The 24,300-nt window shown below is 68.3% G+C and carries 28 protein-coding genes; 7 read left to right on the plus strand and 21 right to left on the minus strand.

The features are described 5' to 3' along the window. Positions 1 to 183 precede the first annotated feature (183 nt). From Q0653_RS05940 to Q0653_RS05950, 3 genes are all read right to left on the minus strand, one after another. Positions 184 to 522, minus strand: a complete 339-nt coding sequence (locus tag Q0653_RS05940; RefSeq protein WP_298740936.1) for a metalloregulator ArsR/SmtB family transcription factor — start codon at positions 520 to 522, stop codon at positions 184 to 186. Positions 523 to 619: 97 nt separating this feature from the next. Then, positions 620 to 1,228, minus strand: a complete 609-nt coding sequence (locus Q0653_RS05945) for a DUF305 domain-containing protein (protein ID WP_298943423.1) — start codon at positions 1,226 to 1,228, stop codon at positions 620 to 622. 338 nt (positions 1,229 to 1,566) lie between these two features. After that, positions 1,567 to 3,414 (minus strand): alpha/beta fold hydrolase, encoded by a 1,848-nt coding sequence (locus Q0653_RS05950; protein WP_298943425.1) that lies wholly within the window; start codon positions 3,412 to 3,414, stop codon positions 1,567 to 1,569. Between the two features lie 85 nt (positions 3,415 to 3,499). Between Q0653_RS05950 and Q0653_RS05955 the strand changes: the two genes are divergently transcribed. Next, complete coding sequence (locus tag Q0653_RS05955) at positions 3,500 to 4,024, plus strand: hypothetical protein (RefSeq protein WP_298943427.1); 525 nt, start codon at positions 3,500 to 3,502, stop codon at positions 4,022 to 4,024. 144 nt (positions 4,025 to 4,168) lie between these two features. Here the strand turns inward: Q0653_RS05955 and Q0653_RS05960 are convergent, their stop codons facing one another. Beyond that, the gene (locus Q0653_RS05960) at positions 4,169 to 4,666 is read right to left on the minus strand and encodes a DUF427 domain-containing protein (RefSeq protein ID WP_298741235.1); all 498 of its coding nucleotides are present in this window, start codon (positions 4,664 to 4,666) and stop codon (positions 4,169 to 4,171) included. Further along, complete coding sequence (locus Q0653_RS05965) at positions 4,666 to 5,064, minus strand: hypothetical protein (RefSeq protein ID WP_298943429.1); 399 nt, start codon at positions 5,062 to 5,064, stop codon at positions 4,666 to 4,668. Before Q0653_RS05965 ends, Q0653_RS05960 begins: the two co-directional genes overlap by 1 nt. A gap of 55 nt (positions 5,065 to 5,119) precedes the next feature. Here Q0653_RS05965 and Q0653_RS05970 point away from each other — a divergent pair, with 55 nt between their 5' ends. Next, entirely contained in the window at positions 5,120 to 5,716 is a 597-nt protein-coding gene (locus Q0653_RS05970; protein WP_298943431.1) for an LON peptidase substrate-binding domain-containing protein, read from the plus strand. A gap of 58 nt (positions 5,717 to 5,774) precedes the next feature. Here the strand turns inward: Q0653_RS05970 and Q0653_RS05975 are convergent, their stop codons facing one another. The 6 genes from Q0653_RS05975 to Q0653_RS06000 form a co-directional block, all read right to left on the minus strand. Beyond that, a complete protein-coding gene (locus Q0653_RS05975; RefSeq protein WP_298740951.1) occupies positions 5,775 to 6,395 on the minus strand; it encodes a peptidase M23 in 621 nt (206 codons plus the stop codon). Between the two features lie 217 nt (positions 6,396 to 6,612). Continuing rightward, the gene (locus Q0653_RS05980) at positions 6,613 to 6,960 is read right to left on the minus strand and encodes a DUF2834 domain-containing protein (RefSeq protein WP_298943434.1); all 348 of its coding nucleotides are present in this window, start codon (positions 6,958 to 6,960) and stop codon (positions 6,613 to 6,615) included. 188 nt (positions 6,961 to 7,148) lie between these two features. Then, complete coding sequence (locus tag Q0653_RS05985) at positions 7,149 to 8,195, minus strand: NAD(P)-dependent alcohol dehydrogenase (protein ID WP_298943436.1); 1,047 nt, start codon at positions 8,193 to 8,195, stop codon at positions 7,149 to 7,151. Positions 8,196 to 8,246: 51 nt separating this feature from the next. Then, on the minus strand, positions 8,247 to 8,549 hold the full coding sequence (locus tag Q0653_RS05990; RefSeq protein ID WP_298943438.1) for a Dabb family protein: 303 nt from the start codon (positions 8,547 to 8,549) through the stop codon (positions 8,247 to 8,249). Between the two features lie 3 nt (positions 8,550 to 8,552). Further along, a complete protein-coding gene (locus Q0653_RS05995) occupies positions 8,553 to 9,680 on the minus strand; it encodes a Gfo/Idh/MocA family oxidoreductase (RefSeq protein WP_298943440.1) in 1,128 nt (375 codons plus the stop codon). Next, positions 9,677 to 10,501 carry a sugar phosphate isomerase/epimerase gene (locus Q0653_RS06000; RefSeq protein WP_298943442.1) on the minus strand — a complete coding sequence of 275 codons (825 nt, stop codon included), beginning with the start codon at positions 10,499 to 10,501 and terminating at the stop codon, positions 9,677 to 9,679. The genes Q0653_RS05995 and Q0653_RS06000 overlap by 4 nt, the downstream gene beginning before the upstream one ends. Before the next feature lie 112 nt (positions 10,502 to 10,613). On the opposite strand from Q0653_RS06000, the gene Q0653_RS06005 reads away from it, so the two are divergent. Further along, positions 10,614 to 11,216, plus strand: a complete 603-nt coding sequence (locus tag Q0653_RS06005; RefSeq protein WP_298943443.1) for a TetR/AcrR family transcriptional regulator — start codon at positions 10,614 to 10,616, stop codon at positions 11,214 to 11,216. Positions 11,217 to 11,332: 116 nt separating this feature from the next. Here Q0653_RS06005 and Q0653_RS06010 read toward each other — a convergent pair whose 3' ends face one another. Continuing rightward, positions 11,333 to 13,369 carry a beta-galactosidase gene (locus Q0653_RS06010; RefSeq protein WP_298943445.1) on the minus strand — a complete coding sequence of 679 codons (2,037 nt, stop codon included), beginning with the start codon at positions 13,367 to 13,369 and terminating at the stop codon, positions 11,333 to 11,335. Positions 13,370 to 13,434: 65 nt separating this feature from the next. On the opposite strand from Q0653_RS06010, the gene Q0653_RS06015 reads away from it, so the two are divergent. Continuing rightward, on the plus strand, positions 13,435 to 14,049 hold the full coding sequence (locus tag Q0653_RS06015) for a TetR/AcrR family transcriptional regulator (protein ID WP_298943447.1): 615 nt from the start codon (positions 13,435 to 13,437) through the stop codon (positions 14,047 to 14,049). Here the strand turns inward: Q0653_RS06015 and Q0653_RS06020 are convergent. Continuing rightward, positions 14,030 to 14,899: an EamA family transporter gene (locus tag Q0653_RS06020; RefSeq protein WP_298943449.1), complete on the minus strand. Its 870-nt coding sequence runs from the start codon at positions 14,897 to 14,899 to the stop codon at positions 14,030 to 14,032. The two genes, Q0653_RS06015 and Q0653_RS06020, sit on opposite strands and share 20 nt — an antisense overlap. Before the next feature lie 16 nt (positions 14,900 to 14,915). Further along, a complete protein-coding gene (locus Q0653_RS06025) occupies positions 14,916 to 16,166 on the minus strand; it encodes a serine hydrolase domain-containing protein (RefSeq protein ID WP_298943451.1) in 1,251 nt (416 codons plus the stop codon). Positions 16,167 to 16,256: 90 nt separating this feature from the next. On the opposite strand from Q0653_RS06025, the gene Q0653_RS06030 reads away from it, so the two are divergent. Continuing rightward, positions 16,257 to 16,568, plus strand: a complete 312-nt coding sequence (locus tag Q0653_RS06030; protein ID WP_298943453.1) for a DUF2470 domain-containing protein — start codon at positions 16,257 to 16,259, stop codon at positions 16,566 to 16,568. A gap of 45 nt (positions 16,569 to 16,613) precedes the next feature. Next, on the plus strand, positions 16,614 to 17,264 hold the full coding sequence (locus Q0653_RS06035) for a biliverdin-producing heme oxygenase (RefSeq protein ID WP_298943455.1): 651 nt from the start codon (positions 16,614 to 16,616) through the stop codon (positions 17,262 to 17,264). Positions 17,265 to 17,383: 119 nt separating this feature from the next. On the opposite strand, the gene Q0653_RS06040 is transcribed toward Q0653_RS06035, so the two are convergent. Next, the gene (locus tag Q0653_RS06040) at positions 17,384 to 18,766 is read right to left on the minus strand and encodes an AAA family ATPase (protein WP_298740975.1); all 1,383 of its coding nucleotides are present in this window, start codon (positions 18,764 to 18,766) and stop codon (positions 17,384 to 17,386) included. 43 nt (positions 18,767 to 18,809) lie between these two features. On the opposite strand from Q0653_RS06040, the gene Q0653_RS06045 reads away from it, so the two are divergent. Continuing rightward, a complete protein-coding gene (locus Q0653_RS06045; RefSeq protein WP_298943457.1) occupies positions 18,810 to 19,901 on the plus strand; it encodes a hypothetical protein in 1,092 nt (363 codons plus the stop codon). A gap of 2 nt (positions 19,902 to 19,903) precedes the next feature. Here the strand turns inward: Q0653_RS06045 and Q0653_RS06050 are convergent, their stop codons facing one another. The 6 genes from Q0653_RS06050 to Q0653_RS06075 form a co-directional block, all read right to left on the minus strand. Next, positions 19,904 to 21,880: a cytochrome c oxidase assembly protein gene (locus tag Q0653_RS06050; protein WP_298740979.1), complete on the minus strand. Its 1,977-nt coding sequence runs from the start codon at positions 21,878 to 21,880 to the stop codon at positions 19,904 to 19,906. A 157-nt stretch (positions 21,881 to 22,037) separates the two neighbouring features. After that, positions 22,038 to 22,316: an HU family DNA-binding protein gene (locus Q0653_RS06055; protein WP_203190217.1), complete on the minus strand. Its 279-nt coding sequence runs from the start codon at positions 22,314 to 22,316 to the stop codon at positions 22,038 to 22,040. A gap of 407 nt (positions 22,317 to 22,723) precedes the next feature. Continuing rightward, the gene (gene rpsN / locus Q0653_RS06060) at positions 22,724 to 23,029 is read right to left on the minus strand and encodes a 30S ribosomal protein S14 (protein ID WP_261607544.1); all 306 of its coding nucleotides are present in this window, start codon (positions 23,027 to 23,029) and stop codon (positions 22,724 to 22,726) included. A gap of 3 nt (positions 23,030 to 23,032) precedes the next feature. Further along, positions 23,033 to 23,203, minus strand: a complete 171-nt coding sequence (gene rpmG, locus Q0653_RS06065; RefSeq protein WP_005051772.1) for a 50S ribosomal protein L33 — start codon at positions 23,201 to 23,203, stop codon at positions 23,033 to 23,035. Continuing rightward, complete coding sequence (gene rpmB / locus Q0653_RS06070) at positions 23,203 to 23,439, minus strand: 50S ribosomal protein L28 (protein WP_298741006.1); 237 nt, start codon at positions 23,437 to 23,439, stop codon at positions 23,203 to 23,205. The genes rpmG and rpmB overlap by 1 nt, the downstream gene beginning before the upstream one ends. Before the next feature lie 106 nt (positions 23,440 to 23,545). Beyond that, on the minus strand, positions 23,546 to 24,298 hold the full coding sequence (locus Q0653_RS06075; protein ID WP_298943461.1) for a DNA-3-methyladenine glycosylase: 753 nt from the start codon (positions 24,296 to 24,298) through the stop codon (positions 23,546 to 23,548). Positions 24,299 to 24,300 lie beyond the last annotated feature (2 nt).

The following is a 24,300-nucleotide window of genomic DNA, read 5'->3' on the forward strand; positions in this document are numbered from 1 at the left end:
CCGACGCCGAGAGGGCCGGGCCGCAACAGGCGTCGCCGTCGTCATGCACGCGAGACTTAGCAGCGGCCGATTCAACCTCGCTCGGAGCGCAGCATGCGTCGCCCACCGCAAGGGATCGAGCGAGCTCGATCCTGCGGACAGTGCCGGTCTTGCGTGGCTCGTCCGGCCCGCAGCACTCCTCGCTCATGCGCAGGTGCAACTCTCTCCCGCGCAGCAGCCAGGCTCCACATAGAGCACAACCTGCAACAGTTCGTTCAGCGCGGGCGCCAGGTGCGCGTCAGCAAGCCGGTACCAGGATCGGCGACCATCCGGGACAGCCTCGACCAAGCCGCAGCCGCGCAGACAAGCCAGCTGATTCGACATCACCTGACGAGACACCCCCAGCGCATCGGCCAGATCAGACGGATGCGCAGGCGCCTCCCGCAGCGCGAGGAGGATCCCCACCCGCGTCGCATCTGACAGTGCGTGACCCAGACGAGCGAGAGCAGCAGTGTGCGTAACGGACGCGACGGCGATGGACATGCCAATTAATGTACAGCAATCCGTGAATTAAAGACTTGCTGAATATCGGAATCCCGGTGAGGGACACCCCGTTAGGGATGTCCCTCACCGGGATTCGTTAGAGCTGTGCGAGCAGCTCCTGCATGGTGGCGATCTCCGCGGTCTGCGTCGCGACGATGGTCTGTGCCGACGCAACCGCATCCGCGTTCTGGCCGTTGTCAACTTCGTCTTGCGCCATCGTGATGGCACCTTCGTGGTGCATCGTCATCTGCTCGAGGAACAGCCGGGACGCGTCAGCGCCGGTAGCAGCGTCGAGGGATTGCATGTCCTCGTCGCTCATCATCCCGGCGCCGTGGTCCATGCCGTACATGGAGTCGGTGTCGCTGTCCGCGCCCCACTCGTCCAGCCATCCCTGTAGCTGCTCGATTTCAGGCTGCTGAGCAGCTTTAATCTCTTCGGCCAGGGTGAGGACGTTCTCGTCGATGCCGTCTTTGGCGAGGATCATGTCTGCCATCTCGACCGCTTGCTGGTGATGCGGGATCATCATCTGCGCGAACATCACGTCCGCGTCGTTGAAGTCCGCCATCACTGCGGAGGGTGAAGAGCTGCTGCCGTGATCCATCCCCGGTATGGACTCCGAGCTGGATTCGGTCCCACCAGCGCAGCCGGCAAGAGTGAGGGCGGTGGCCAGGGCCAGTGCGGCGGTCGCCGCGGTACGAATGTTCATCAGGGTTCTCCAAAAGGGGTACGTGAAAAAGGGCGCCGGTCGGTCGACCAGGCCTATGGCAGAAGAGCCCGGCAGAGTTACCGCAGGCTCCACCGCATCACGTACGGCTAATGCAGAGAACCGTCAGAGAGGGCGGGTGCGGGCCGGGGACACCAGGAGAGGGAAGCCCGCCGGCCGATCCTCGCTTTGCAGTATGAATCGGCCTGACTTTGGTTCCTATGGTGAGGCTTGTCCGGATGTGTGGGCTGAGCGCAGACCACTCGGGAGGTCAGACGCGAGACACCGGGGTTCGGCTGTGGGCCGGCCCGCCTCGAGGCGGGCCGGCCCACACAGTCCGGTCAGTACGCGATCACGAGCGAGTTCGTGACACTGATGACCGTGACGACCGCGGCATTAAGGAAACCTGCGATGTACGGGTTGTTCGTCTCCCGGTAGATCTTTCGGCTGATGAGCGCAGCGACCGACAGGATGACGACGACCGGGAACAGCCAGATGCTGAAGATGCCGCCGAAGCCGTCGATCGTGTGACCAGTGATGAAGAACGTCGCGTACTGCGCGATGACCAGCACGATGGGCCCGAGCGAGTTGAACAGCGCGAGCAGCGCGGTGTTCAACCATTCGCGTCCCCGCAGCGTGAAGCGGTTGAACGAGTTGATCGCCACCGAGTTCGCCACGAAGTAGATCAGAAACAGCGGCAGGACGATCAGGGAGTACCCGATCATCTCGGGGTTGAAGGCCTTCACGGCGAGGACCCAGAACCGGAAGTCGGTCTTGAAGAAGTAGTCCAGCACGAAGACGATCCCGAACGCGGCGACGGTCGTCGTCAGCGCGAGCGCCACGCCGAGACCGAAGCGCCGCCACCCGGGGAGGACGCCGACGGCCCGCAGATCCTGACCGCTGCGCCGCCCGAACAGCAGATACGAGACGACCATAATGGCCAGACCGGCGACACCGTTGATCGCGGCCCATATACCGATGAACCACGGCACACCGGGGGCGATGAGGTTCACCAAACCGAAGGCGATCGCGCCGGCCCATTCCGCCTGGCTGAGCAGCACGTAGCTGGCGATCGAGAAGACGGCCGTCACGACGAGCCCGCCCCAGAACCAGACCAGCCCGCGGCGCGTGTTGGCCACCGCCGCGATCGGCTCCGGGACGCGCAGCCCCGCGAAGACCCGCGTCGCCAGCAGGGCGCGCGTGAACGCAACGAGGAAGATGCCGAAGCCGATCAGGCCGAAGGTCGTGAGAACTTCCTTGAGCTGCCAGTTCTGGTCGCCCGCCGGCAGTGGGTTCGGTGCGCCGAGCGACTCGTCGAAGAAGTCGACCAGGTGCCCCACAGCCGTGCTCGAGATCGTCGACCACGGGTGCGTCTGCGGCAGCGACCAGACTGCGCGCATCGTTTCGACGCCGTCGACGTCCTGGGTGTAGACCCGACCGGCCTCGCGCACATCCGTCGCCTCGGACGGGTCCTGCCCGAAGTGCAGGAACGACTGCGCGTTGGGGGTAGAGAGGTACTCGCGCGGAGGGGTCAGTGCGTTGCCCTCGGCGTCGTAGCTGCGGAAGAAGAACTCGTCGTACTGCGCCTGAATGAGACCCGTGTCGCGGCTGCCGTAGATGTTCGTGAACGCTCCCGCCTCGTCCACGTACACGGGGTCATTGTCGACGAGCAGGACCGAGGCGATGAGGGGCGTCTCTGCCTCGTTGTCGAGGGCGACCGAGAAGTTCGCGGCACGCGCGCCGTTCGAGTGTCCGGTCACGCCGATCCGGCCGGGATCGACATAGGGAAGATCGGCGATGAGCTTCACTGCGTCGTACATACCGGTACCACCGACGGCCTCCTGTCCCGCAGGAAGCGGGTCGGAGTTGCCGTGCCCGTACATGTCGATCGACAGCACGACGTACCCGCGCCGGGCGAGCTCGACGTAGTTGGCGTCCTGCATCTCACGGTTGTTCCACCACCCGTGGCTGACCACGATCGCCGGGCGCGGATCGTCGGCCGAGACGGCGGCCGGCTTGAACAACAGGGCGCTCATCTCGCGGCCCGATGCAGCCTCCCAGCGCATGTCCTCGACAGCGACGCTGCCACCCACTGTTTGCACGAGCGAGGCGCCGACACTGGAGACCAGCATCAGCACCAACGAGAGGGCCAGCCAAAAGCCGTTACGCCGGAAAGTTTGACGTCTCATAAAGGGTGCTCCTTCACACGCGGACCCGCCATCGGATCCGTCCTGAGCAGCGGGCTCATTCCCGCTGCGCGACCACGAGCCTAGGGTGGCAATTGCCGCCACCCAGCGAAATGCACACATGTGCAGCGCCTCGTCCCGCCACAGAAGCGTGATGACCTCTCGCCGCAAGGCGGGGGGTATATCCCTTGGCTTCGGACTCCGACTTCAGAGCGATGTCGACATCGCGAAAACGCCTACCCTGCTCCCGGTGCGCGGTTACCGGACCGACCCGCCACTGAGCACGGTCACCGGTTGGCGCGATGCGCTGCTCACGGCCGGGTTTCACACGGTCGAGTACGCCCAGTCGCAGCTGTCGATCGCCGCCGATGCGATCGATCTCGGGGTGCTCACCGGCATCCTGGCCGATCTGCGCAAACTCGCCAGGCGGCGCTTCGCACTGCTCGCGCACAGCCGCGGCGGCCTGGTCGCGCGGTCATTCCTCGGCGCCCCGCCGGCTCGGCCTTCGTCGCGCGGACGGCATCGCTCATCAGGCTGCGACGCCACCGCGTCGATCGCGCCGGCGCTGATCGTGCCGGCGCCCGGGGTGGTCGTGGACACGGGCCTCGGCTGAGCCTGCCGAGCGGTCCGGCGCGGCCTCTCCGGCGCGGGTTCCGGTGCCGCGGTCCACCCCGCGGCTCGTCCGGCGCAAACCTCGGCTTATCGCTCCGCTAAGCGCCATCCGCGCCGGATGAAGGCGCCTCCGCGGCCCCCGCGCTCACCAGCCCATCGAGCCGGGCACGCCCTTGAACGGGCCGACGACGGATGCCGTCACCCACCCGCCGTAGAACCCACCGGGCTGCGGCGTGACGACCTCGCCGTCGACCGTGCATTCGTCCATCGGCCCCGCGTAGACGGCGACCCGGTCGACCAGGGCGCCGAAGCCCGGCGACGGCCGAGGGTAGTTCCACGCCGCCCCGGGGCGGACGGCATCGCCACCCCGCACGTCGAGGTAGCGCGCGCGGCCCTTGAACTCGCAGAACGACGAGCCCTCGGCATCGACCAGCGCGCCGGGTGTGAAGTCGGCGATCGGCAGGTAGTACACCGGCGGATGGCTCGTCTCCAGCACCCGGACGGCATCCGTGGTCTCGGCGATGAGCTTGCCGCCGAGACGGATCGTCACGCGCCCGGCGACCGGCTCCACCCGCGGCGGACGCGGATAATCCCACACGGATTCCTGTCCCGCGGCGGGCTTCTCGGGGCGGGGACGCACGATCACATCTCCCGGCGGAGGAAGGCGAGGTTCGGCAGCGGCACGTAGTGCCCCACCTGCGGGTGGTCGAGCGCGATGCCGAAGACGCCGGCCGCGGCGAACGACTGGATCCAATCGAGTGCGGCGGGCATCGGCACGGTCATGAGCGGCACCGGCTCCGACTCGCCGGCGAGGCCCAGGTCGCGCGCCGCGCGCTGCGCGCGCTCGGCGCTGCTGTAGACGCAGATGACCGGCCCGGCATCGAAGGCGACGCCGTAAGGACGCGGCCGATCGGGCTCACCGCGGTCGATGAAGAACCACTGCGGCAGGCGCACGACGGCGCGCCACAGGTCGATCTCTGCATCGGGTGCCGCGCCCGTCAGCGCGGCGACTCGCGCATCCACATCATCAGTCGTCGTCATGACACCCTCTCGGTGGGCTCTTCTCACTGTACGTCGGCGGTGTTTGACTGGGGACATGCCCGCGACACCGATGTTCCCGCTCGGGTCGGTGCTGTTTCCGCACACGCCCCTGCCGCTGCGCGTCTTCGAGCCGCGCTATCTGACGATGATCGGACACCTCCTCGACGAGGACGACCCAGAGTTCGGCGTCGTGCTGATCGAACGGGGGCACGAGACCGGCGGTGGCGACCAGCGGGCGGCCGTCGGCACGCTCGCGCGTTTGGTCAGCGTCGCCGCAGGGGCGGATGACCTGCAGATCGTCGCGGTCGGTACCGATCGTTTCACGGTGGATGCCTGGCTTGAAGACGATCCCCACCCGCGCGCCGAGCTGACCCTGCTTCCGCCACTGGAGTGGAATGACGCCCTCCTGCCGCTTCGCGTGGAGGCCGAGTCGATTGTGCGCCGCGTGCTCGCGCGGGTCGACGATGCGCGGTGGGATGCCGCGACCGAGCTGTCGGAGGAACCTCTCGCCGCCGCCTGGCAGATTGCGGCGATCGCGCCTCTCGGCGAGTACGACCAGTACACACTCCTCCGATCGACGACGATGGGCGGGCTGCTGCGTCAGGTGATCGACCTGACGCACGAGGCCGAAGCGCTCTGGTCCGCCGGCTGAGCGCTGTCTCCTGTGCGACAGGCGAACGGGCTGTGTCCGAGTTCACGGCCGCGCGGAGCTACCGGCATCCACCCTGCGCCAGCGCCGCGACGATCTCCTGCGCACGCTGCCAATACCGCGCGTAGTGCTGCGGATCGCGGTTGACCTGCGTGCGATGGGCGACGAGCGTGGGCTCGAGGGCCGACCGCTCCGGCTCGGGGACGCGAACGACCATTGCGCGATAGAACAGCACCGCCGCGGTGTACGGGTCGAGCCGCTCGTCGCGGGTTCCCCAGCTGTCCTGCTGCTGGAAGAGTCCGATCGAGGTCGTGCGCGTGCCGTCGGGGTTCGTCACTCCGCTCGTTTCCCAGTCGCCGTAGTCGATGTTCCGGAGGCTCGACTCGCCCAGGGCTGTCATCACGCCAATGGTCTGATCGCGCTCCGATACTCCCGCCGCGCGCCCCGCGAGAACGATCGCGCCGGCATGCGCCCACTGCTCGTCGCTGTACGAGGCGACGGCCTGGCAGGTGGCTTCAGCCGGCGTGAGCGACGCGGGCGGCTCGGCCGTCACGTAGGTGAGAGCGACACCGGCGAGAGCAAGCGCCGGCACGAGCACGCCCGCGACGGCGGCGGCGATCCCCCAGCGCCGTCGACGTGCCTGCCGCGCCCGCCGACGGGCAGCGACCGCGCGCGCACTCATGCCGCGAGGCGCCGTTCGTCGCGATCGGGATGCCGGAGATGCCACCTGCGGATCATGCCACGCGATCCTGATCCCCCGCCGACCGCGCAGCGCCCCCGCTCGCGTACCCAGCCGTCGCGCCCCGCCCTTCCCGCCGACCCGACGCGAACGGTCGCGCGCGCGGCTCCTTGACGACCGTTTGCGTCGGGTCGCCAGCCCGGGGCGGATGGCTTGCGAGCTACTCGGCGACGGCCGCGCGAGCCAGCCGGGTGAGGTGACGCTGACGCATCGCCAGGAACAGCGGAAAGGCGAACGCGAATGCCGTGTCGCCCGAGACGACCACGTACAGCCAGCCACGTTTCATGCCGATGCGACGCGCTTCGACGATGATCAGTATCGCGCCGGCGACCGCGACGACGAGAAGATCGGCCGTGATCGACGACACCGCCGGGCCGCTGCCCAGGGGGTCGCCGACGAAGTCGACCATCTGTGTGATCGCGAGGATGTTGAACGTCCACGTCCAGACGAGCCCGATGACGGCGAGCGCCAGATAGATGAGGGCGAGCGGAGTCCAATGACGGGTCATGGCGTCATGATGTCACGGCGCCGCCCGCGGCCGGCGGCCGGCATCCTCTCGCCCCCGCCTACCCGCGAATCACCACCACGCTCGCGAATCACCACCACACGCACGCGCATCGCGTGGTGATTCGTCACGGAAGTGGTGATTCGTGGAAGAGGAGGATGCCGCGCGCCACACGCCCGCGCGCGTCGGCGTCAGAGGGTCGCGGTGTCGATCACGAAGCGGTAGCGGACATCGGAGCGGAGCACCCGCTCGTAGGCCTCATTGATCTGATCGGCCGAGATGAGCTCGATCTCGGGCGCGACGCCGTGCTCGGCGCAGAAGTCGAGCATCTCCTGCGTTTCGGCGATGCCGCCGATCGACGACCCGGCGAACGAGCGGCGGTTGGTGAACAGCGTGAACACGCGAACCGGCAGCGGCTCGGGCGGAGCCCCGACGTTCACCATCGTGCCGTCCAGGCGCAGCAGCTTCAGGTAGGCGTTGATATCGAGATCGGCGCTCGAGACCGTGTTGATGATCAGATCGAACGTGCTCGCGAGCGTCCGGAACGTCTCACGGTCGCTCGTCGCGTAATAGTCCTTCGCGCCGAAGGCCAGGCCATCCGCCTGCTTCGACAGCGACTGCGACAGCACGGTGACGTCGGCCCCCATCGCCACGGCGATCTTGACGGCCATGTGGCCGAGACCGCCCATCCCGACGACGGCGACCTTCTTGCCGGGGCCCGCGTTCCAGTGCGCGAGCGGCGAATAGGTCGTGATGCCGGCGCAGAGGAGCGGCGCAGCAGCCTCGTACGGAATCGCCTCGGGGATGCGGAGGACGAAGTCCTTGTCGACGACGACGTGCGTCGAGTATCCGCCCTGCGTGATCGTCCCGTCGCGGTCGACCGAGGCATAGGTGCCCGTGTTGCCCTTCGCGCAGTAGTTCTCCAGACCCGCGCGGCAGTTTTCGCACTCGCGGCAGGAGTTGACCATGCATCCGACCCCAACACGGTCGCCGACCGCGAACGACGTGACCTCGGCGCCGACCTCGACGACTTCTCCCGCGATCTCGTGCCCGACGACCTGCGGGTAGGCGATCGCGCCCCAGTCTCCGCGCACCGTGTGGATGTCGGAGTGGCAGATCCCGGCATAGCGAATGGCGATCATGACGTCGTTCGCGCCGACATCCCGGCGCTCGATCGTCGTGGGGACGAGCGGTTCGGTGGCGGACGGAGCGGCGTAGGCGCGGACGGTGGTGGGCATGATGGTGTCCTTTCGGGACGGATCGCGATGGGAACGAGACCCCGACGGCGCTCAGTCGCGGAGCGTGAAGTCGTACTCCTGGAACGCGGCGACCTCGGGCACCCAACGACCCTGGACGAAGTCCACGTGAGTCGGATGCTCGTTGTACGCGCGGTAGTCCGCGTCGTCGGCGAAGACCATGGAGAACTGGAATGTCAGGTCGCTCTTCGGGCTCACCTGGTCACTGATGCGGAATTCCGTCACCCCGGGAATGGAGGTGAGCGCAGCGCGCGCGGCGGCGAGGAAGGCCTGTTCGGCCTCCGATCCCGCGGGATGCGCGAGCCGGAAGACGACAGTGTGCTGGATGGCGGCCATGCCTTAAAGCGTAGCCGCGAACGGGTCGAAGTCGGCCGGGAGGAGCGGCACCTCTGCCACGGTGCTGTCGATCTCCACGTACTGCCCGGTGGATGCCGACTCCTGCGCCGAGAGCATGACATCGAGCACGTGGAACCCGAGTTCGCCGGTCGCAACGTGCGGCCGGTCCTCGGCGATCGCGCGGGCCATGTCGAGCACCCCGAGGCCACGCCCGGTGACGGTGCCCTCCTGCTCGATCTCGATCCACTCCTGGTCGACGCTCATACCGTCGCGGATCACGCCGAGCGGCTTCACGAACGCGATCCGTCCCTCGAAGCGGTTCGGGTCTGGCAAGACGATCGAGCCCTCGGTGCCGTGGATCTCGATGACGCCGTGACGCTCTAGCGCAGAGTCGAAGCTCAGCAGGTGCGTGCCGGACTGTCCTCCGGCGAACGTCGAGAGCACCTGCACGGTCGACGGAACCTCCACAGAGAAGGTCTCGCCCGCGCGCGGTCCGGCGTGGATCTGGCGCTCCGTGCGGAAGCGCGAACCGCGAGCCGCGACCCCCGCGATCGGACCCAGCAGGCTGACGAGCGCGGAGAAGTAGTACGGACCCATGTCGAGGAGCGGGCCCGCGCCTTCGGCGAACAGGAATGCCGGCTCGGGATGCCAGAGATCAGGGCCCTGGGTCTGGAAGGCCGTCTGCACGAACAGCGGCGTGCCGATCACGCCGTCCTGGATCGCGCGCTTGGCGGTCTGGAATCCGGGGCCGAGGATCGTGTCGGGCGCGGCGCCGAAGCGCACACCGGCGGCGTCCGCGGCATCCAGCAACGCACGCGTGCTCTCCCGATCGAGGCCCGTGGGCTTCTCGGTCCACACGTGTTTGCCGGCGGCGATCGCCTGCCGTGACAGCTCGACGTGTGCCTGCGGGATCGTGAGGTTGACGACGAGGTCGACGTTCGGGTTCGCGAGGACATCCTCGGCCGTCCCCCAGGCGGCGACGCCGTGCTCGTCGGCTTTCGCCCGCGCCCGCTCGGGGAGCAGATCGCCGATCGCGACGACATCCACGTCGGGGAAGGAGGTCAGGTTCTCGAGATACGTCTGGCTGATGACGCCGGCACCGATGATGCCGACTCCGAGACGGGCGCTCATGCGACGAACCCGCCGTTCTTCAGGAAGGCCAGGCTGGCGGCGACGTCGTCGAAGACATCACCGGGCGCGCTGTCATACTCGACCACGGCGTAGCGGATGCCGGTGCCCGCCCGCAGCGCCGCGGCCAGCGGCACATCGGCCGTGCCCGCGTGCCGCTGGTCGAGGCTGTCGGAGCCGAACTCCCCGGCTCCGGGCGCCCACGGGTTCGACGTCGGCACGACGCCGTCCTTCACGTGCACGGCGGTCAGGCGATCGCCGAGCCGTGCGACGAGCGCGGGAACGTCCTGGCCGCCGGTCAGCGCCCAGAACAGGTCGAGCTCGAGCTCGACGCGTGCCTCGGTGAGCTCGACGAAGCGCTCGTACGCGCTCTGGTCGCCAAAGGATGCCACGAACTCCTGCGCGTGGTTGTGGTAGCCCACAGTCAGACCGAAGGTCGCGGCCTGCTCGGCCGCCCGGTTCAGGCGCTCGGCGATGTCGGCGACGCCGTCTTCCGTGAGCCAGCGCTCGGGATCGACGAACGGATCGATGACGGTGGTCATGCCGATCTCGGCGGCCGCGGCGAAGACGACCTCGGGCTCCGGGGTCGGGATGGCGCCGTCGGGCGTCCACAGCTGGTCGGACAGGAGGGGTGCATGCCCGGTCGGCGAGGCGAGGCCACTCGCGTCGAGCGCGGCGCGGATCTCGGCCGGACGGCGGACGAAGTCGAAGGCCTCGACGTGGGTGAACCCGATAGCGGCGAGGCGATCAAGCGATCCCTGCGGATCGGCGCTGAACTCTTTCGCCAGCGAGTAGAGCTGTACGGAAGCTTCGGGGAGGGCCATGGTGGATCCTTCGGACGTCGTTGTTCGGAAGCGCCGCGAACGGCTTCCGTCGAAGATAACACAAAACCTCCATGTGGAGGTTTTGTGCTTCTCGCTCGACTAGATTGTTCCCATGACAGCATCCGCCGACGCCGCGCTGGGTCGACCCGGCCTCCAGCCCAAGGGCGTCGCACGTCGGCAAGAGATCCTCGACCGTGCGATCGGCGTGTTCCAGGAACGCGGAGCCGACGGCACATCGCTGCGCCGCATCGCGGAAGCCCTCGGCGTGTCACACGCCGCACTGCTGCACTATTTCGACTCGCGCGAGCAGCTGCTGGTCGCCGTGTACGCGCACGCCGAAGCGCAGCGGGCGGCGCGGGCGCCGTCATCCAGCACCGGCGTCGAGGCGCTCCTCGAGGCGGCCGTCGCCAACGTCGACGTCCCCGGCCTCGTGCAGCTGTACACGACGCTCCTGGCCGCGTCGCTGGAGGCCGGGAGCGACGTCGGCAAGCAGCACTTCTCGACCCGCTTCGAGCGCCTCCGGGCGCGACTGACGGCCGAGTTCGAGGCCGATCAGCGAGCCGGACGCATCCGCACCGATATCCCCGCCGCCGACATCGCGGCGCTCCTGATCGCGTCGTCCGACGGCCTGCAGATCCAGTGGCTCCTCGAGCCTTCGCTCGACCTCGAAAACACGCTGCGGAGCTTCGCAGCGCTGCTGCAGCCACCCGCCTGAGCCCGGCAGCACCCCGCGCGCGCAGGTTGCTGAGGAGATGTCGCGTTCTGAGGACCGGATGCCGGGGATTCCCCCTCAGGAAGCTCCATCTCCGCAGCAGCCCATGCTGCGGAGCGCTACGCGGCGGGCTCGGCGACGATCACGACCTCGCGCGGCTGGATCTCGATCGTGGCGCCGGGGGCACCGGCATCCGTCCCGAAACGAGCGCCGGTCGGCGTGAGTGTGACGACCTCGTCGGTGCGGTTCGCGAAGAACTCGTACCGGATGCCGTCACCTGCCCGCGTGATGATCTCGAGCTTCCCGCCGGCGGTCCGCTCGTCGCCGCGGAGCGCATCGATGTCGCTGAGGCTCCGGAGCACGCCCGTGACACCCTCGACGCCGAGGTCGGCCGACACATAGGTCGCCGACCCCGCACCCACGCGGCGCCGGGTCACGGCGGGCTCCCCCGCCAGGTCACCGGACGCATACGTGTCGAGCACCTCGACGTCGTCGCCGAGGCGGATGATCCGCTCGCTCCAGTTCGTCGCCGACGCACCCGAGGCCAGCTTCTCCGGCGCCAGCAGCGGCACGAACTCCTCGACCGTGAGACCCACGAGCTCGCGCAGTGCCCCGGGGTATCCCCCCAGCCACACACGGTCGTATTCGTCGACCGTCCCGGAGAAGTAGGTCGTGATGAGGTGACGACCGTCCGCGACGATCTGCTCGAGACGGCCGCGCAGGTCGTCGGTGACGACGTGGAGCATCGGCGCGATCACGACGTCGTAGTCGTCGAACGACGCGTCGACCGGCACGACATCGGCCCGGATGCCGAGATCGAGCAACGCGAAGTACCAGCTCAGTGCCTCTTCGTCGTAGCGCAGCAGCTCGGTCGGGTGGGAGTCGCGACCGCTCACCCACCACGAGATGTAGTCGAACGCGATGGCAACACGCGCCTTCTCGCGGTGTGCTCCGGTCATCGGCGCGATCGCCTGCAGCTCGGCGCCGAGCGCCACGACGTCACGGAACACCCGACTGTCGGCGCCCGCGTGCGGGACCATGCCCGAGTGGTACCGCTCGCCGCCGGCGCGCGACTGGCGCCACTGGAAGTAGCAGACACCGTCAGCACCGTGCGCGACGTGGGTCAGCGCATCGCGCATGAGCTCGCCGGGCCGCTTGGGCGGGTTGATCTCACGCCAGTTGACGGCGCTCGTCGCGTGCTCCATGAGCAACCACGGCCGTCCTTCGGCGATGTTTCCGGTCAAATTCGCCCAGAACGACAGGTCGTCACGGCCGCGCGGGCCCGGACGCAGGTAGTGGTCGTTCGAGACGAAGTCGACGTCGCCGGTCCACGACGGGTAGTCGATGTCGCGGATGTTCTGGGCGACCATGAAGTTGGTCGTCCTCGGCACACCGGGGGTGAGTTCGGCGAGCACCGCGGCCTCCGCACGCAGGTGATCACGCTGCGCGTCGGAGGAGAATCGCTGGAAGTCCAGCTGCTGGCCCGGGTTGCGCTGCGCGGCGGCGACGCGCGGCGGGAGGATCTCGTCCCATTCGCTGTAGTGCTGCGACCAGAACGCCGTGCCCCACACGTCGTTGAGCGCGTCAAGCGAGGTGTAGTGCTCCTGCAGCCAGATACGGAAGGCGCGCGCGGCGTCGTCGGAGAAGTCGTAGAGGTTGTGGCACCCGAGCTCATTGCCGATGTGCCACGCGACGAGCGCGGGGTGGTCGGCGTAGCGGGTCGCGAGCTGGCGCACGAGCCGCAGGGCGTACTCGCGGAAGATCGGCGACGTCGGGCGCCAGTGCTGGCGGCCACCCGGGGAGAGAATCGTGCCGTCGGCCGTGACCGGCAGGACCTCGGGATGCTTGGTCGTCAGCCACGCGGGCGGCGACGCGGTCGCGGTGGCGAGGTCGACGTCGATCCCGTTCTCGTGGAGCAGGTCGATGATGTCATCGAGCCAATCGAAGTCCCACTCGCCCTCGCGTGGCTCGAGGAGCGCCCACGAGAAGATCCCGAGCGAGACGATGTTCACGCCCGCTTCGCGCATGAGCCGCACATCCTCGGCCCACACCTCGCGGGGCCATTGCTCCGGGTTGTAGTCCGCGCCGTAGCGCATCTTCCCGGCGCCGAGCGCGCCATCCTTCACCCATTGATACGTCGTTGCATCCGTTGCCATGGACTCAGCCTATCCCAAAGACGTGCAGGTGCACGGTTTACAGCGAAACCCGCTAGCCTCGAGCCATGACTGATCCCGGCCGCCGCGGCCCGTACGCCAAGACGGCCGAGCGGCGCAGCGACATCATCGCGTCGGCGACGGCGGTCTTCGCCGCATACGGCTACCACGGCGGGTCACTGCGGCAGATCGCGAAAGACCTGGACCTCGGCCTGACGACCCTGATGCACCACTTCCCCACGAAGGTCGCGCTCCTGGAAGCCGTCCTGGAGCAAGAAGATGCCGCGAACCCGGACTTTCCCGACCGTTCTCGCCGCGACGGCTTCATCCCCAGCATCCTCGACATCGTCGAGCGGAACCTCGCACGCCGCGAGCTCGTCCGGATGTTCTCGATCGTCTCGGCCGAAGCCACCCATCCCGAGCACGAGGCGCACGCCTGGTTGCTGCACCGCTACGGCGAGGTCACCGCGAGCTACGCCGAGCTGATCTCCTTCGATCGCGCGGCGGGGCGGATCACGACCGGCGGCGATCCGGAGCGTCTCGGGCAGCTGATCGTGAGCGGATGGGAGGGCATCCAGATCCGCTGGCTCGCCGACGACAGCGATCCGGTCGCCGCGATGCGACTACTGCTCGACGCGCTCCTCCTGCCGGTCACCCCGGGGCTCAACCGACCGGTTCGCTGACGGCGCGCGCGGCGCGGCCGGTCGCGCGGACGGCACCGATCGAGGCCGCGATCACGAGCGCGATCCCCACGAGTTCCAGCCACGCGAGGTACTGACCGAGCAGGACGAAGCCCGCGAGCGCGGCCGTCGCCGGCGCCAGGCTCATCAGAATCGCAAATGCGGATGCCGGGAGCCGGCGCAGCGCGATCAGCTCGAGCGCGTACGGGATCGTCGAGCTGAGAATGGCGACAGCCGCTCCGATCCCGAGGATCTCAGGCCGCAACAGTGCGCCCCCCGCATCCATGACACCGAACGGAAGCGACACGACCGCACCGACGAGCATCGCGAGCGCCAGCCCGTCGAGCTTCGGGAAGGCAGCCCCCACGCGCGCGGAGGCGAGAATGTAGAACGCCCAGGTCGCGGCCGCGCCGAGCGCGAAGAGCACGCCGACGGGATCGAGGCGATCCCAGCCACCCCCGCCGAGCGCGAAGACGCCGGCCAGAGCGAGCCCTGCCCAGAGCCACGCCGAGCGGCGACGGCTGGCGACGACCGAAAGGACGAGGGGCCCGAGCACCTCGATGGTCACGGTAACGCCCAGCGGCAAGCGCTCGAGCGCGAGGTAGAAGAAGCCGTTCATGAGCGCGAGCACGCCACCGAGCCACAACACACCGCGCCAGGCGGAGGCCCCGTACCCGCGCAACCGCGGACGTGCGATCAGCAGCAGCACGATGGCCGAGAACACCAGTCGGAGCATGACCATGCCGAGCGGTCCGACATCGTCGAACAGCAGATACGCGAGCGAGGCGCCCACTTCCTGGCACGCGAGACCGACGACGACCAGCGCGACGGCCGCGGGGGCGGTCGCCTTCACGACCGGGCGCGCGCGATCACGGAATCGGGCAGACGGCCGCGCCCACGAGCTGCGCCGACATGTCCTCCGCCGTCCACGGGAGGCCCGCCTCGGGCAGAGCCTGACCGGCGGCCGCGGGAGCCTTCGACGCGATCGCGGCGAGTTGCCATGCGAGCACGCGCGCGATGTCGCCACCGGCGCGTGAGTTGTTGAGCACCACCACGACGCTCATTCCCGTGTTCTTGTCGGCGAAGGCAGCGGTGAGGTATCCAGGCACCGACCCGTACTGACCGATGAGGTCACCGGCCTGGTACGTGCCACCCGTCGCCGTGAACCATGCCGGTCCGTCGGCGACCACGGGAAGGGGGCTGTCGAAACGCGCGTCGACGTCGAACGATCGCGCCCCGATCGCGAGCGCCTGCACGTAGCGTCCGAGCTCGGTGACATCCGTTTCCACCCCGAACGCGGTGAATCCGGCCGACGGCGACACTCCGGTCACGTCGGTCGGTGCCGCACACGCGACCGCGCCGTCGACATCTCCGGACAGCAGCCCGTGGAGGGTCGAGGTGTTCGCGGACGCCAGCTGCGTCCGGGTGAGCCCGAGCGGCTGTGCGACGTGCTGCTCATAGAGCGCGGCTGCCGATGAGCCGGAGGCGTTCTCCAACGCCAGTCCCAGGAGAAGGTATCCGGTGGCCGAATCACGGAATGCCGCGCCCGACTCGCCGCCGATGCCCTGCGCGGTCCCGTACGCCAGCAGTTCCCGGGCGTTCCAGGTACGCGCGGGATTGGCCAGCATCCGCCCGGTCAGTCGGTCGGTGTACGAGCCGAGGCCTGCCGTAGAGTCGCACAGCTCGCCGAGGCTGATCTCGCTGTCCATCGGAACGCCGCGCACCCAGTCGGTGACCGGATCATCGAGGGAAACGGTGCCCTGGTCGACTAGTGCGTACAACACATCGCACGTCATGGCCCGCGTCATCGAGCCGGCTTTGAAGGTCATGTCGGGCGTCACCGGTTCGCCGCCCGGCGTCGAGGTACCCAGCCCCGCGACCCAGGACCCCGCCCACGGCGCCCACACGCCGACGATCGCGCCACTCGACCCGGTCGCCGCGATTGCTTGGTCCATGGCGGCCTGCAGTTGTGCCTGCGTGTCGTCGGGGAGTGCGGCATCCACCTGCGTGGGAAGCTCGACCTCGATATCGGAATCAGCCGCGCACGCGGATACCCCGAAGAGCAATGCGGCTGCGCCGACGACCGCGACCAGCCGGCGCGTCAGTTGGGAACGCCGCATTTTCACCCCCGAATGGTGTTGCTTCCAGCGTAGATCACTTCGCATACCGGGCCGATCATCTATCCACGCCCGCGTGAATAGGGTGGACGCATGCCGCACATTTTCGAGCCCGAAGCACTCTCGGGTGTCCTCGGACACATGAACAACGACCACGTCGACGACAACCTGCTCATCGCACGGGCTTTCTCGCCGCTGGCCGATGTCGTCCACTCCGAGATGACGACGTTCGACGGCGAGCGGGGGCAATGGCATGTGATCACGGCAGACGGTGCCGAAGATGTCATCTCGGTGCCGTGGCCCGGCGGGCCGATCACCGAGCGGCGCGAGGTGCGCCGCGAAATCGTGGCGCTCTATGACGCCGCCTGTGCACGCCTCGGGATCACGCCGCGGCCGCACGAATGAAAAACCTTCAGGTTAGCTGTACCTAACTCCGCTATAGTCGGTGGCGTGACCGACACGATCTCTTTCTCGACCGCTCTGCGCGAGCGGTCCCGCAGCGCGCACTCCGTCAGCGAGCACGCCGGTTTCATGGATGACCTCATGCGCGGCAAGGGCACACGCGAGGACTATGTCGCTCTCGTCGCCCAACACTGGTTCATCTACGAGGCACTCGAAGGTGCCGCCGAGCGGATGAAGGAATCGCCCATCGCGGCACCGTTCCTCAGCGACAAGCTCACGCGCCTGCCGGCGCTCGAGGCCGATCTCGCCTTCCTCATCGGACCGGATTGGCGCGCGCAGATCGCTCCGCTGCCGACGACCGTGCGCTACGTCGACCGCATCCGTGAGGTCGGTGCGACGTGGCCGGGCGGGTTCGTCGCGCACCATTACACGCGGTACCTCGGAGACCTGTCCGGCGGCCTCTTCATCGGCAAGCTCATGGCGCGCCAGTTCGGGTTCGACACCAACGGCATCGGCTTCTATCTGTTCGCCGACATCGCGGATCCGGCATCCTTCAAGGAGGTCTACCGTGAGCAACTCGACGCTGCCGGCTGGGATGCCGCCGAGCGCGAGCGCGTGGTCGACGAGGTCCTGCTGGCCTACCAGCTGAACACCGATCTGTTCCTCGACCTGGCCGCCGCGAAGCCGACCGCCGCCTAACCCCGCGCGCGCTCCTCCTCCGACCGCGAGACACTGTCGCTGCACCGAGACACCCGCCGTGCGCACGTGTCTCGGTGCACCAACGGTGTCTCGCGGAAGTTCGGGCGGGGATGCCGGGGTCAGCGGGCGGCCGCGGCGCGGACGCCGGCCATGAAGCGGCGGACATCCGCGTCGACCAGGATGTCGGCGGGGCGGAGCGGGCGCGACAGATAGAGCCCATCGAGGGAAGTCAGGCGCGACAGTGCGACGTAGGTCTGGCCCGGGGCGAACGCGCCCGAACCCAGGTCGATGATGGCGCGGTCGTAGGTCTTTCCCTGCGACTTGTGGATCGTCACGGCCCACGCCAGGCGCAGCGGAAACTGAGTGAACTCGGCGACGATGTCGCGCGTGAGCTTGCGCGATCCCGGGTCGTACGCATAGCGGAATCTCTCCCATACGGCCGGCTCGACGTCATGCTCCTCGCCGTCGAGCTCGACGCGCACCGACGCACCGGCGATTCGGATCACCGTCCCGATCGATCCGTTGACCCAGCGGGGTCCGTCCCCGCCATACCCCGCAATGTCGTTGCGGAGGAACATCACCTGGGCGCCGACCTTGAGCTGCAGCTCCGCATCGGCGGGGTGGGCGGCATCGCCTCGCCCGAAATCGCCGCTGATCTCGGCCCGCGCCGTCTGCACCGGCCCCGGAAGCGCATCGAGATGACGCTGGTTGATGCGGTTGACGATGTCGTTGCGCGTGGCCAGCGTGATGATCGGGGGCTCCTCGCCCGTCGGCTCCGGCGGCACGCGCGCGCCGGCCGCGTTGAGCGCGCCGGCGATCTCGGCCGTGACCACGCCGTGGCGCACGGCGTTGAGCATGGCCTTGAACCCGTCGTCGGCTTGACGGTGGATCTCGCGCAGCTCGCGGATGTGCAACGGCGCACCCACACGGCCGAGATCGAGCAACCCGTCCGAGCGGATGGCGGACCCGTCCGCCGACGGCCCCGCCCACACCTGCGCGTCGAAGAACCAGAACGAGCGGTAGTGATCCTGGATGTAACGCAGTTCATCGCCGCGGGGCGGCACCGGCGAAAGCTGATAGGGATCGCCGAACATCACGACCTGCACGCCGCCGAAGGGCTCCGAGCGCTTCCGCCGGGCTTGGCGCAACGATCGATCGATCCCGTCCATGACGTCGGCGTTGACCATCGAGATCTCGTCGATGACGAGCGTGTCGATCGCGTTCAGGATCTTGCGCGTCGGCTCGGACTGCTCGAGCTCGCTGTCGGCGATGAGGCCGATCGGCAACCGGAACAGCGAGTGGATCGTCTGCCCTTCGACGTTGAGCGCCGCCACACCGGTCGGAGCGCAGACAGCGATCTGTTTGTCGGTGTTCCACGCGAGATGCTGCAGCAGCGTGGACTTGCCCGTGCCGGCACGCCCGGTGATGAACACGTGCTCGCGCGTGTCCTCGATCAGGCGGAACAGCGCTTCCTGCTCGGCGGACAGGGGCGGCGTGCTCATCCTCACCATGCTAACCATCAGGCGCCTTTCCTAGACTGAATCCATGGACGTGATCGGGGAGCGCAGTGTGGATGCCACGGCTCCGCCGCCCACCCGGTCGCGTCGCCGGAGTGGCCTCGCCTTCGACCTCACCGCCCTGACGCTGATCGGCGTGCTGCTGGCCGGCGCGATCGGGACCACCGGCATCCTGATGTACCGGCATCTTTACAGCCCGACGGCGTTCGTCCTGAACTACCTCGATCTGCTCGGTCGGGGCCAAGCCGCCGATGCGCTCGCCCTCCCGGGTGTCGCGATCGACTCGGCGACGGTGGCCGACGCGGAACGCTGGTCGAGTGCGAGCGACGCGCTCCTCCGCCGCGACGCGCTCGCACCGCTGACCGATGCCACCGGCATCAGCGAAGTCCCAAACGACGACGGTACGACCCTCGTGACGGTGGCGTACACCGCGGGCAGCTATGAGGGACAGAGCACGTTCCGCGTGCGGCAGGCCGGATGGCTCGGCATCGCGCCCGCGTGGCGCTTCACCGACAGCCCGCTCGCGCTGATCGAGCTCACCGTGCGCGGCGCGATGCAGTTCCAGGTCAATGGGTTCGAGATCGACAAGCGTCAGGTGTCGCCGGAACGGATGGATGCCGATCCGCTCGCCCCGGTGGCCTTGCTGGTCTTCTCCCCCGGGCTGTACTCCATCGAGATCGACACCGCCATCTCGTCGAGCCCCGGCGTCGCGGTGCTCTCCGATACGCCCGCGGCCGGCATCCCGGTCGACCTGCAGACCCAGCCCACCGAGAAATTCATCTCGGTCGTCCAGGAGCAGGTGCACGCCTTCCTCGACGCGTGTGCGACCCAGCAGGTGCTGCAGCCCACGGGCTGCCCGTTCGGCTTCACGGTGCGCAACCGCATCGTCGACGTCCCCACCTGGACGATGGCTCAGCAACCGGCGATCACCCTGGTCCCCTCGGGCGCGAACTGGACGATCGAGCGCACCGAGGCCACCGCGCACATCCAGGTCGGCATCCAGTCGATCTTCGACGGCTCGATCACACCGGTCGACGAGGACGTGCCGTTCTTCCTCACGGGCGAGGTCACGATCCTGCCGGATGGGACGGCATCCATCACCGTCACCGGAACCGACTGAGGTCAGCGCCCGGCGCGCGCCTCACGGTCGGCGAGCGCCTGCAGTCGCGCGTTGTACTCGCCGAGCTCCGCCTCGCCGGTGCGGTCGGCCTGGCGGTCGGCGCGCTTTTGGGCACGGTCGTCGTTGCGGCTCCACTGGATCGCCACGGTCATGGCGAGGATCAGCGTCGGGATCTCGCCGATCGACCAGGCGACGCCGCCACCGGTGTACTGGTCTTCGAGAGGCGTCTGGCCCCACGTGCGGCCCATCGACCCGAACCACTCCGCGACGAACAGGCCCGAACTCATCATGATCGCGATGCCGAAGAACGCGTGCATCGCCATCACCGCGATGAGGATCAGCAGGCGGAACGGGTAGGGCAAGCGGTAGGGCACGGGATCGATGCCGATCAGCGACTGCACGAACAGGTATCCGGTGATCAGGAAGTGCGCGACCATCCACTCGTGACCGATGTGGTCGTACAGCGACCAGCGGAAGAGGTCGGTGTAGTAGAAGATCCACAGCGACCCGATGAACATGGCTGCGGCGAACAGCGGATGCGTGATCACGCGCGAGAACGGCGTGTGCACCGCCCAGAGGATCCACTCGCGTCCGCCGCGCGTGCCGTCGGCGCGCTTGTCGATCGCGCGCGCCGCGAGAGTGACGGGCGCCCCCGCGACGAGGAGCATCGGGATCGCCATCGACAGGAGCATGTGCCCCATCATGTGCATGCTGAACAGGTAGTCCTGGTACGCGTTGATGGGGCCGCACGTGACCCACAACAGAAGCAGCAGTCCGCATGTCCACAGGATCGTGCGGTACAGCGGCCACCGGTCGCCGCGGCGGTGGAGTCGCCACGCGCCGACGAGGTAGAAGAACAGGCCGAACCCGACGGCGAACGCCCAGAGGACGTCGATGTCGATCGCCGTGAGCCACTGCGTGATCGTGAGCTCGGGCGGAAGCACCGATCCGGTCAGGACTTCGGCGGGCGTCGGCACCGGCGGCAGGCTCGTGTCGACGGGCGGGGGTGTGCGGGCCAGGGCGACGGCCGCGCCGCTCGCGATGCCCATGAAGGCGAGTTCGAGCGCGATCAGCCCCCAGAACCGGTGGCTGGTCTCGGTGGTGCGGATGCGTCCGATCACCCGGCCGCGGTACCAGGCGCCGAGGACTCCCATGCCGAGGAGGGCGACGACCTTGACGGCGAGAATGACGCCGTACGCCGAAAGGAGATTCTCCCAGGTGAGAAGTCCCACGACCGCGCGTGCGATCCCCGACAGCGCGACGACCACGAAGGCGGCCAGCGCGATGCTCGAGTACCGCGCGAGGACGTCGGCGAGCTCGTCGCGGCTGAGCTTCGGCCGGACGATCACGAGCAGCAGAAGTCCCCCGAGCCAGACGGCTGCGGCGAGGATGTGCAAGGCCAGGGCCGTGACCGCCGTGTTGTGACCGGATTCGTCGCCCGAGTGCCCCTGCGTCGCCATCGGTATGAGCGCTGCGGCCGCAAGGCCCGCGACGACGAGGGTTGCCGTCCAGCTCCGCACCGCGAACGTCAGCACCGTGAGGCTGGCGCCGACGATCGTGGTGATCGCCCACGCACGCCCGGGCTCAGTGTCGACCAGGAAGCGCCCGAGGAGCTGACCGAACTCGGCGTCGGCACTCGGCGTCGCATTGAAGATGTTGACGAACGTGAGGAAGGCGGTGCTGGCGCTGGCGACCGTGAAGAGGGCCGCCGAGACGGATGCCGTATCCAGGGCCGTATCGAAGCTCTCGGTTCCCGAGCGCAGGGCGAAAAGCGCGAGCACCAGAGATCCCAGCATCCCGGCGGCCGACAGATTGACGGCGAGAGTCGCGGTCGGCAGCCCCCAGCGCACGACCGGGCCCGGGTCGGCGATCAGGAGGGGTGCAGCGCCTCCGCCGTAGACCAAACCGACGATGAGCGCGAGCAGGGCCGCCCCGGCGAGGATCGCCGGTCCGGCCAGACGCAGCGCGCGGGAGTTCACCTGACCAGCCTACGCACGCAGAAGGGGGATGCCGTCCGGCATCCCCCTTCGTGAGGTCTTGCGAGAGAGGTTTCGATACGCCGCGCACATGCGCGCGGCTACTCAACCTAAGTCGCAGACGCCTCAACGCCGCTACGCGGCATTGACCCGTCTCGACTTACTTCACGGCCGCCTTCAGCTTCGAACCGGCGGTGACCTTGACGCGCTGGCCGGCGGCGATCTTGATCTCTTCACCGGTCTGCGGGTTGCGGCCCGTACGAGCGGAGGTCTCGACGCGCTCGAACGCGATCCAGCCGGGGATCGTGACCTTCTCGCCCTTGGCGACAGCCTCGGAGACGGACGAGAAGAGAGCGTCCAGAACGCCGGAGACGGTGGACTGGCTCTGGCCCGTCGCGGAAGCGATGCTGGCAACGAGCTCGGTCTTGGTGATAGCCATGGGGTTGTCCTCCAGCCGACAGCGTGTGCCGACTTTAGTTACTTCGGACCGGGGGCGAGCCTCCGGTTTGGTCGGGTGGACCGCCCCCGAATATACCCAGGAACCGCGGAATTTCGCGGATTTCCGCCCCATTCGGTCATCTTTCCCCGGCGTGTCGCCGCCTCACGTGACAAAAGTGGCCTCCTGTGGCCCCTCTTCTCCCCACGACCGACCTCCCACCCCACCCGGCGCCGCACGCCGCCGCGATCAGAATCGGATGCCGTCACCCGATTCGGCAGCGCGCACCCTCCGGCATCCGAATCTGGCGACTTTGTCCGAATCAGGTGCGCAGGGGGAGACCGCCTGGCCCCCAGGAACGCCGAAGGCCCGGCTCTCCGAGGAGATCCGGGCCTTCGTGAAGCGGATGCTTACCAGCTCGACTTGGTCACGCCGGGCAATTCGCCCTTGTGCGCCATGTCGCGGAAGCGGACACGCGAGATGCCGAACTTCGAGAGGTGGCCACGGGGGCGACCGTCGATGGCATCGCGGTTGCGCAGACGCACCGGCGATGCGTTGCGCGGGAGCTTCTGCAGGCCGACGCGAGCGGCCTCGCGGGCCTCATCGGTGGCGTTCGGGTCCACGAGGGTCTTCTTCAGCTCGGCACGCTTCTCGGCGTAGCGAGCGACGATGACCTCGCGCTGGTTGTTGCGCGCGATCTTGCTCTTCTTAGCCACGGATCAACGCTCCTCTCGGAATTCGACGTGCTTGCGGATCACCGGGTCGTACTTCTTCAGCACGATGCGGTCGGGGTTGTTGCGGCGGTTCTTGCGCGTCACGTAGGTGTACCCCGTGCCGGCGGTCGAGCGCAGCTTGATGATCGGACGTACGTCCTGAGCCTTCTTGGCCATTAGAGCTTCACACCCTTCGCGATCAGGTCCTTGACGACGGACTCGATGCCGCGGGCGTCGATGACCTTGATGCCCTTAGCCGAGACGTTGAGCGAGATCTTGCGACCCAGCGAGGGGACAAAGTACGTCTTCTTCTGCACGTTCGGGTCGAAGCGGCGCTTCGTCCGGCGGTGCGAGTGCGAGATGCTGTGACCGAAGCCAGGAATCTTCCCGGTCACCTGGCACACTGCTGCCATTGTTCTACTCCTTATACCGTGAGACCGGACGGCCTCACCCAAGATCCCTTGTCTGCGTCCGACACGCGGACGCGAACTGCGCACTGGAGTGCGCGCAGACAAAGAGTCAGTCTAGCACGGCAATTGCCGCCCCCTCGGCGCCGCGACCCCATCGGAAGGGCGACACCGTCGGGTCGCCGGCGACCCAGAAGCGCCAGGGGAAGGCCGCCGTCCCCGCGACACCGGCAACGCCCACACGGGGGCCGGAGGAAATATCCGGCAGCGGATGCGGCGGCAGCCACAACCGCGCGACGGCGCCGGCACAGGGCTCCCCTGAAACGGCGTCGATCCCATCGTGCACCGGGTGCCGAAGCCCCACCGCGGCGCCGAGCCGCCCGGGCCCGCGGGCGAGGTCGCGGGCAGTGCGCGCGGCCGGGCGCCGGGAGAAGGCGGCATCCACCCCTTCGCGCACTTCCCCCGCGCGCAGGAGGATCCCCCCGGCCACCCCGGCCGGACCGCAGACGACATTGACGCACGAGTGGAGGCCGTGACTCAGGTACACGTAGAGATGCCCGGGTTCGCCCCACATCGTGGCATTGCGCGCGGTAGGTCCCCTCCGGGCGTGCGATCCCGGGTCGGGGACGGGCCCGGTTCCCGCGCCGTGATACGCCTCGACCTCGGTCAGCCGCACCGCCACCGTGACGCCGCCGGTGTCCACCGCGAGCACGCCGCCGAGCAGGCGGGGAGCGACCTCGATCGGCAGTCCGGTCAGGTCCGCTCGGGTCGCCGGGGCAAGGTGCGCACCCGCACCAGTCGTATGGGCATTCGGCGTGGTGTCGCCTCGTGTGCCCCACGAGGGCTCACCCGCACCACCGGCCATAC

This window comes from uncultured Microbacterium sp., from assembly GCF_947488465.1.
GTDB lineage: Bacteria > Actinomycetota > Actinomycetes > Actinomycetales > Microbacteriaceae > Microbacterium.

What these genes read in the sequence shown, in the direction of transcription:
- Q0653_RS05965 (WP_298943429.1), bottom strand. Translation starts at nt 5,064, where the DNA reads ATGACGACGACTGATGATGTGGATGCGCGAGTCGCCGCGCTGACGGGC.
- Q0653_RS06055 (WP_203190217.1), bottom strand. Translation starts at nt 22,316, where the DNA reads ATGGCTATCACCAAGACCGAGCTCGTTGCCAGCATCGCTTCCGCGACG.
- Q0653_RS06075 (WP_298943461.1), bottom strand. Translation starts at nt 24,298, where the DNA reads ATGGCCGGTGGTGCGGGTGAGCCCTCGTGGGGCACACGAGGCGACACC.
- Q0653_RS06030 (WP_298943453.1), top strand. Translation starts at nt 16,257, where the DNA reads ATGCCGCACATTTTCGAGCCCGAAGCACTCTCGGGTGTCCTCGGACAC.
- Q0653_RS05945 (WP_298943423.1), bottom strand. Translation starts at nt 1,228, where the DNA reads ATGAACATTCGTACCGCGGCGACCGCCGCACTGGCCCTGGCCACCGCC.
- rpmG (WP_005051772.1), bottom strand. Translation starts at nt 23,203, where the DNA reads ATGGCCAAGAAGGCTCAGGACGTACGTCCGATCATCAAGCTGCGCTCG.
- Q0653_RS05975 (WP_298740951.1), bottom strand. Translation starts at nt 6,395, where the DNA reads ATGAGTGCGCGCGCGGTCGCTGCCCGTCGGCGGGCGCGGCAGGCACGT.
- Q0653_RS05950 (WP_298943425.1), bottom strand. Translation starts at nt 3,414, where the DNA reads ATGAGACGTCAAACTTTCCGGCGTAACGGCTTTTGGCTGGCCCTCTCG.
- Q0653_RS05995 (WP_298943440.1), bottom strand. Translation starts at nt 9,680, where the DNA reads ATGAGCGCCCGTCTCGGAGTCGGCATCATCGGTGCCGGCGTCATCAGC.
- Q0653_RS06000 (WP_298943442.1), bottom strand. Translation starts at nt 10,501, where the DNA reads ATGGCCCTCCCCGAAGCTTCCGTACAGCTCTACTCGCTGGCGAAAGAG.
- Q0653_RS05990 (WP_298943438.1), bottom strand. Translation starts at nt 8,549, where the DNA reads ATGGCCGCCATCCAGCACACTGTCGTCTTCCGGCTCGCGCATCCCGCG.
- Q0653_RS05980 (WP_298943434.1), bottom strand. Translation starts at nt 6,960, where the DNA reads ATGACCCGTCATTGGACTCCGCTCGCCCTCATCTATCTGGCGCTCGCC.
- rpmB (WP_298741006.1), bottom strand. Translation starts at nt 23,439, where the DNA reads ATGGCAGCAGTGTGCCAGGTGACCGGGAAGATTCCTGGCTTCGGTCAC.
- Q0653_RS05970 (WP_298943431.1), top strand. Translation starts at nt 5,120, where the DNA reads ATGCCCGCGACACCGATGTTCCCGCTCGGGTCGGTGCTGTTTCCGCAC.
- Q0653_RS06025 (WP_298943451.1), bottom strand. Translation starts at nt 16,166, where the DNA reads ATGCGGCGTTCCCAACTGACGCGCCGGCTGGTCGCGGTCGTCGGCGCA.
- Q0653_RS06010 (WP_298943445.1), bottom strand. Translation starts at nt 13,369, where the DNA reads ATGGCAACGGATGCAACGACGTATCAATGGGTGAAGGATGGCGCGCTC.
- Q0653_RS06045 (WP_298943457.1), top strand. Translation starts at nt 18,810, where the DNA reads ATGGACGTGATCGGGGAGCGCAGTGTGGATGCCACGGCTCCGCCGCCC.
- Q0653_RS06005 (WP_298943443.1), top strand. Translation starts at nt 10,614, where the DNA reads ATGACAGCATCCGCCGACGCCGCGCTGGGTCGACCCGGCCTCCAGCCC.
- Q0653_RS05985 (WP_298943436.1), bottom strand. Translation starts at nt 8,195, where the DNA reads ATGCCCACCACCGTCCGCGCCTACGCCGCTCCGTCCGCCACCGAACCG.
- Q0653_RS05940 (WP_298740936.1), bottom strand. Translation starts at nt 522, where the DNA reads ATGTCCATCGCCGTCGCGTCCGTTACGCACACTGCTGCTCTCGCTCGT.
- Q0653_RS06040 (WP_298740975.1), bottom strand. Translation starts at nt 18,766, where the DNA reads ATGAGCACGCCGCCCCTGTCCGCCGAGCAGGAAGCGCTGTTCCGCCTG.
- Q0653_RS06015 (WP_298943447.1), top strand. Translation starts at nt 13,435, where the DNA reads ATGACTGATCCCGGCCGCCGCGGCCCGTACGCCAAGACGGCCGAGCGG.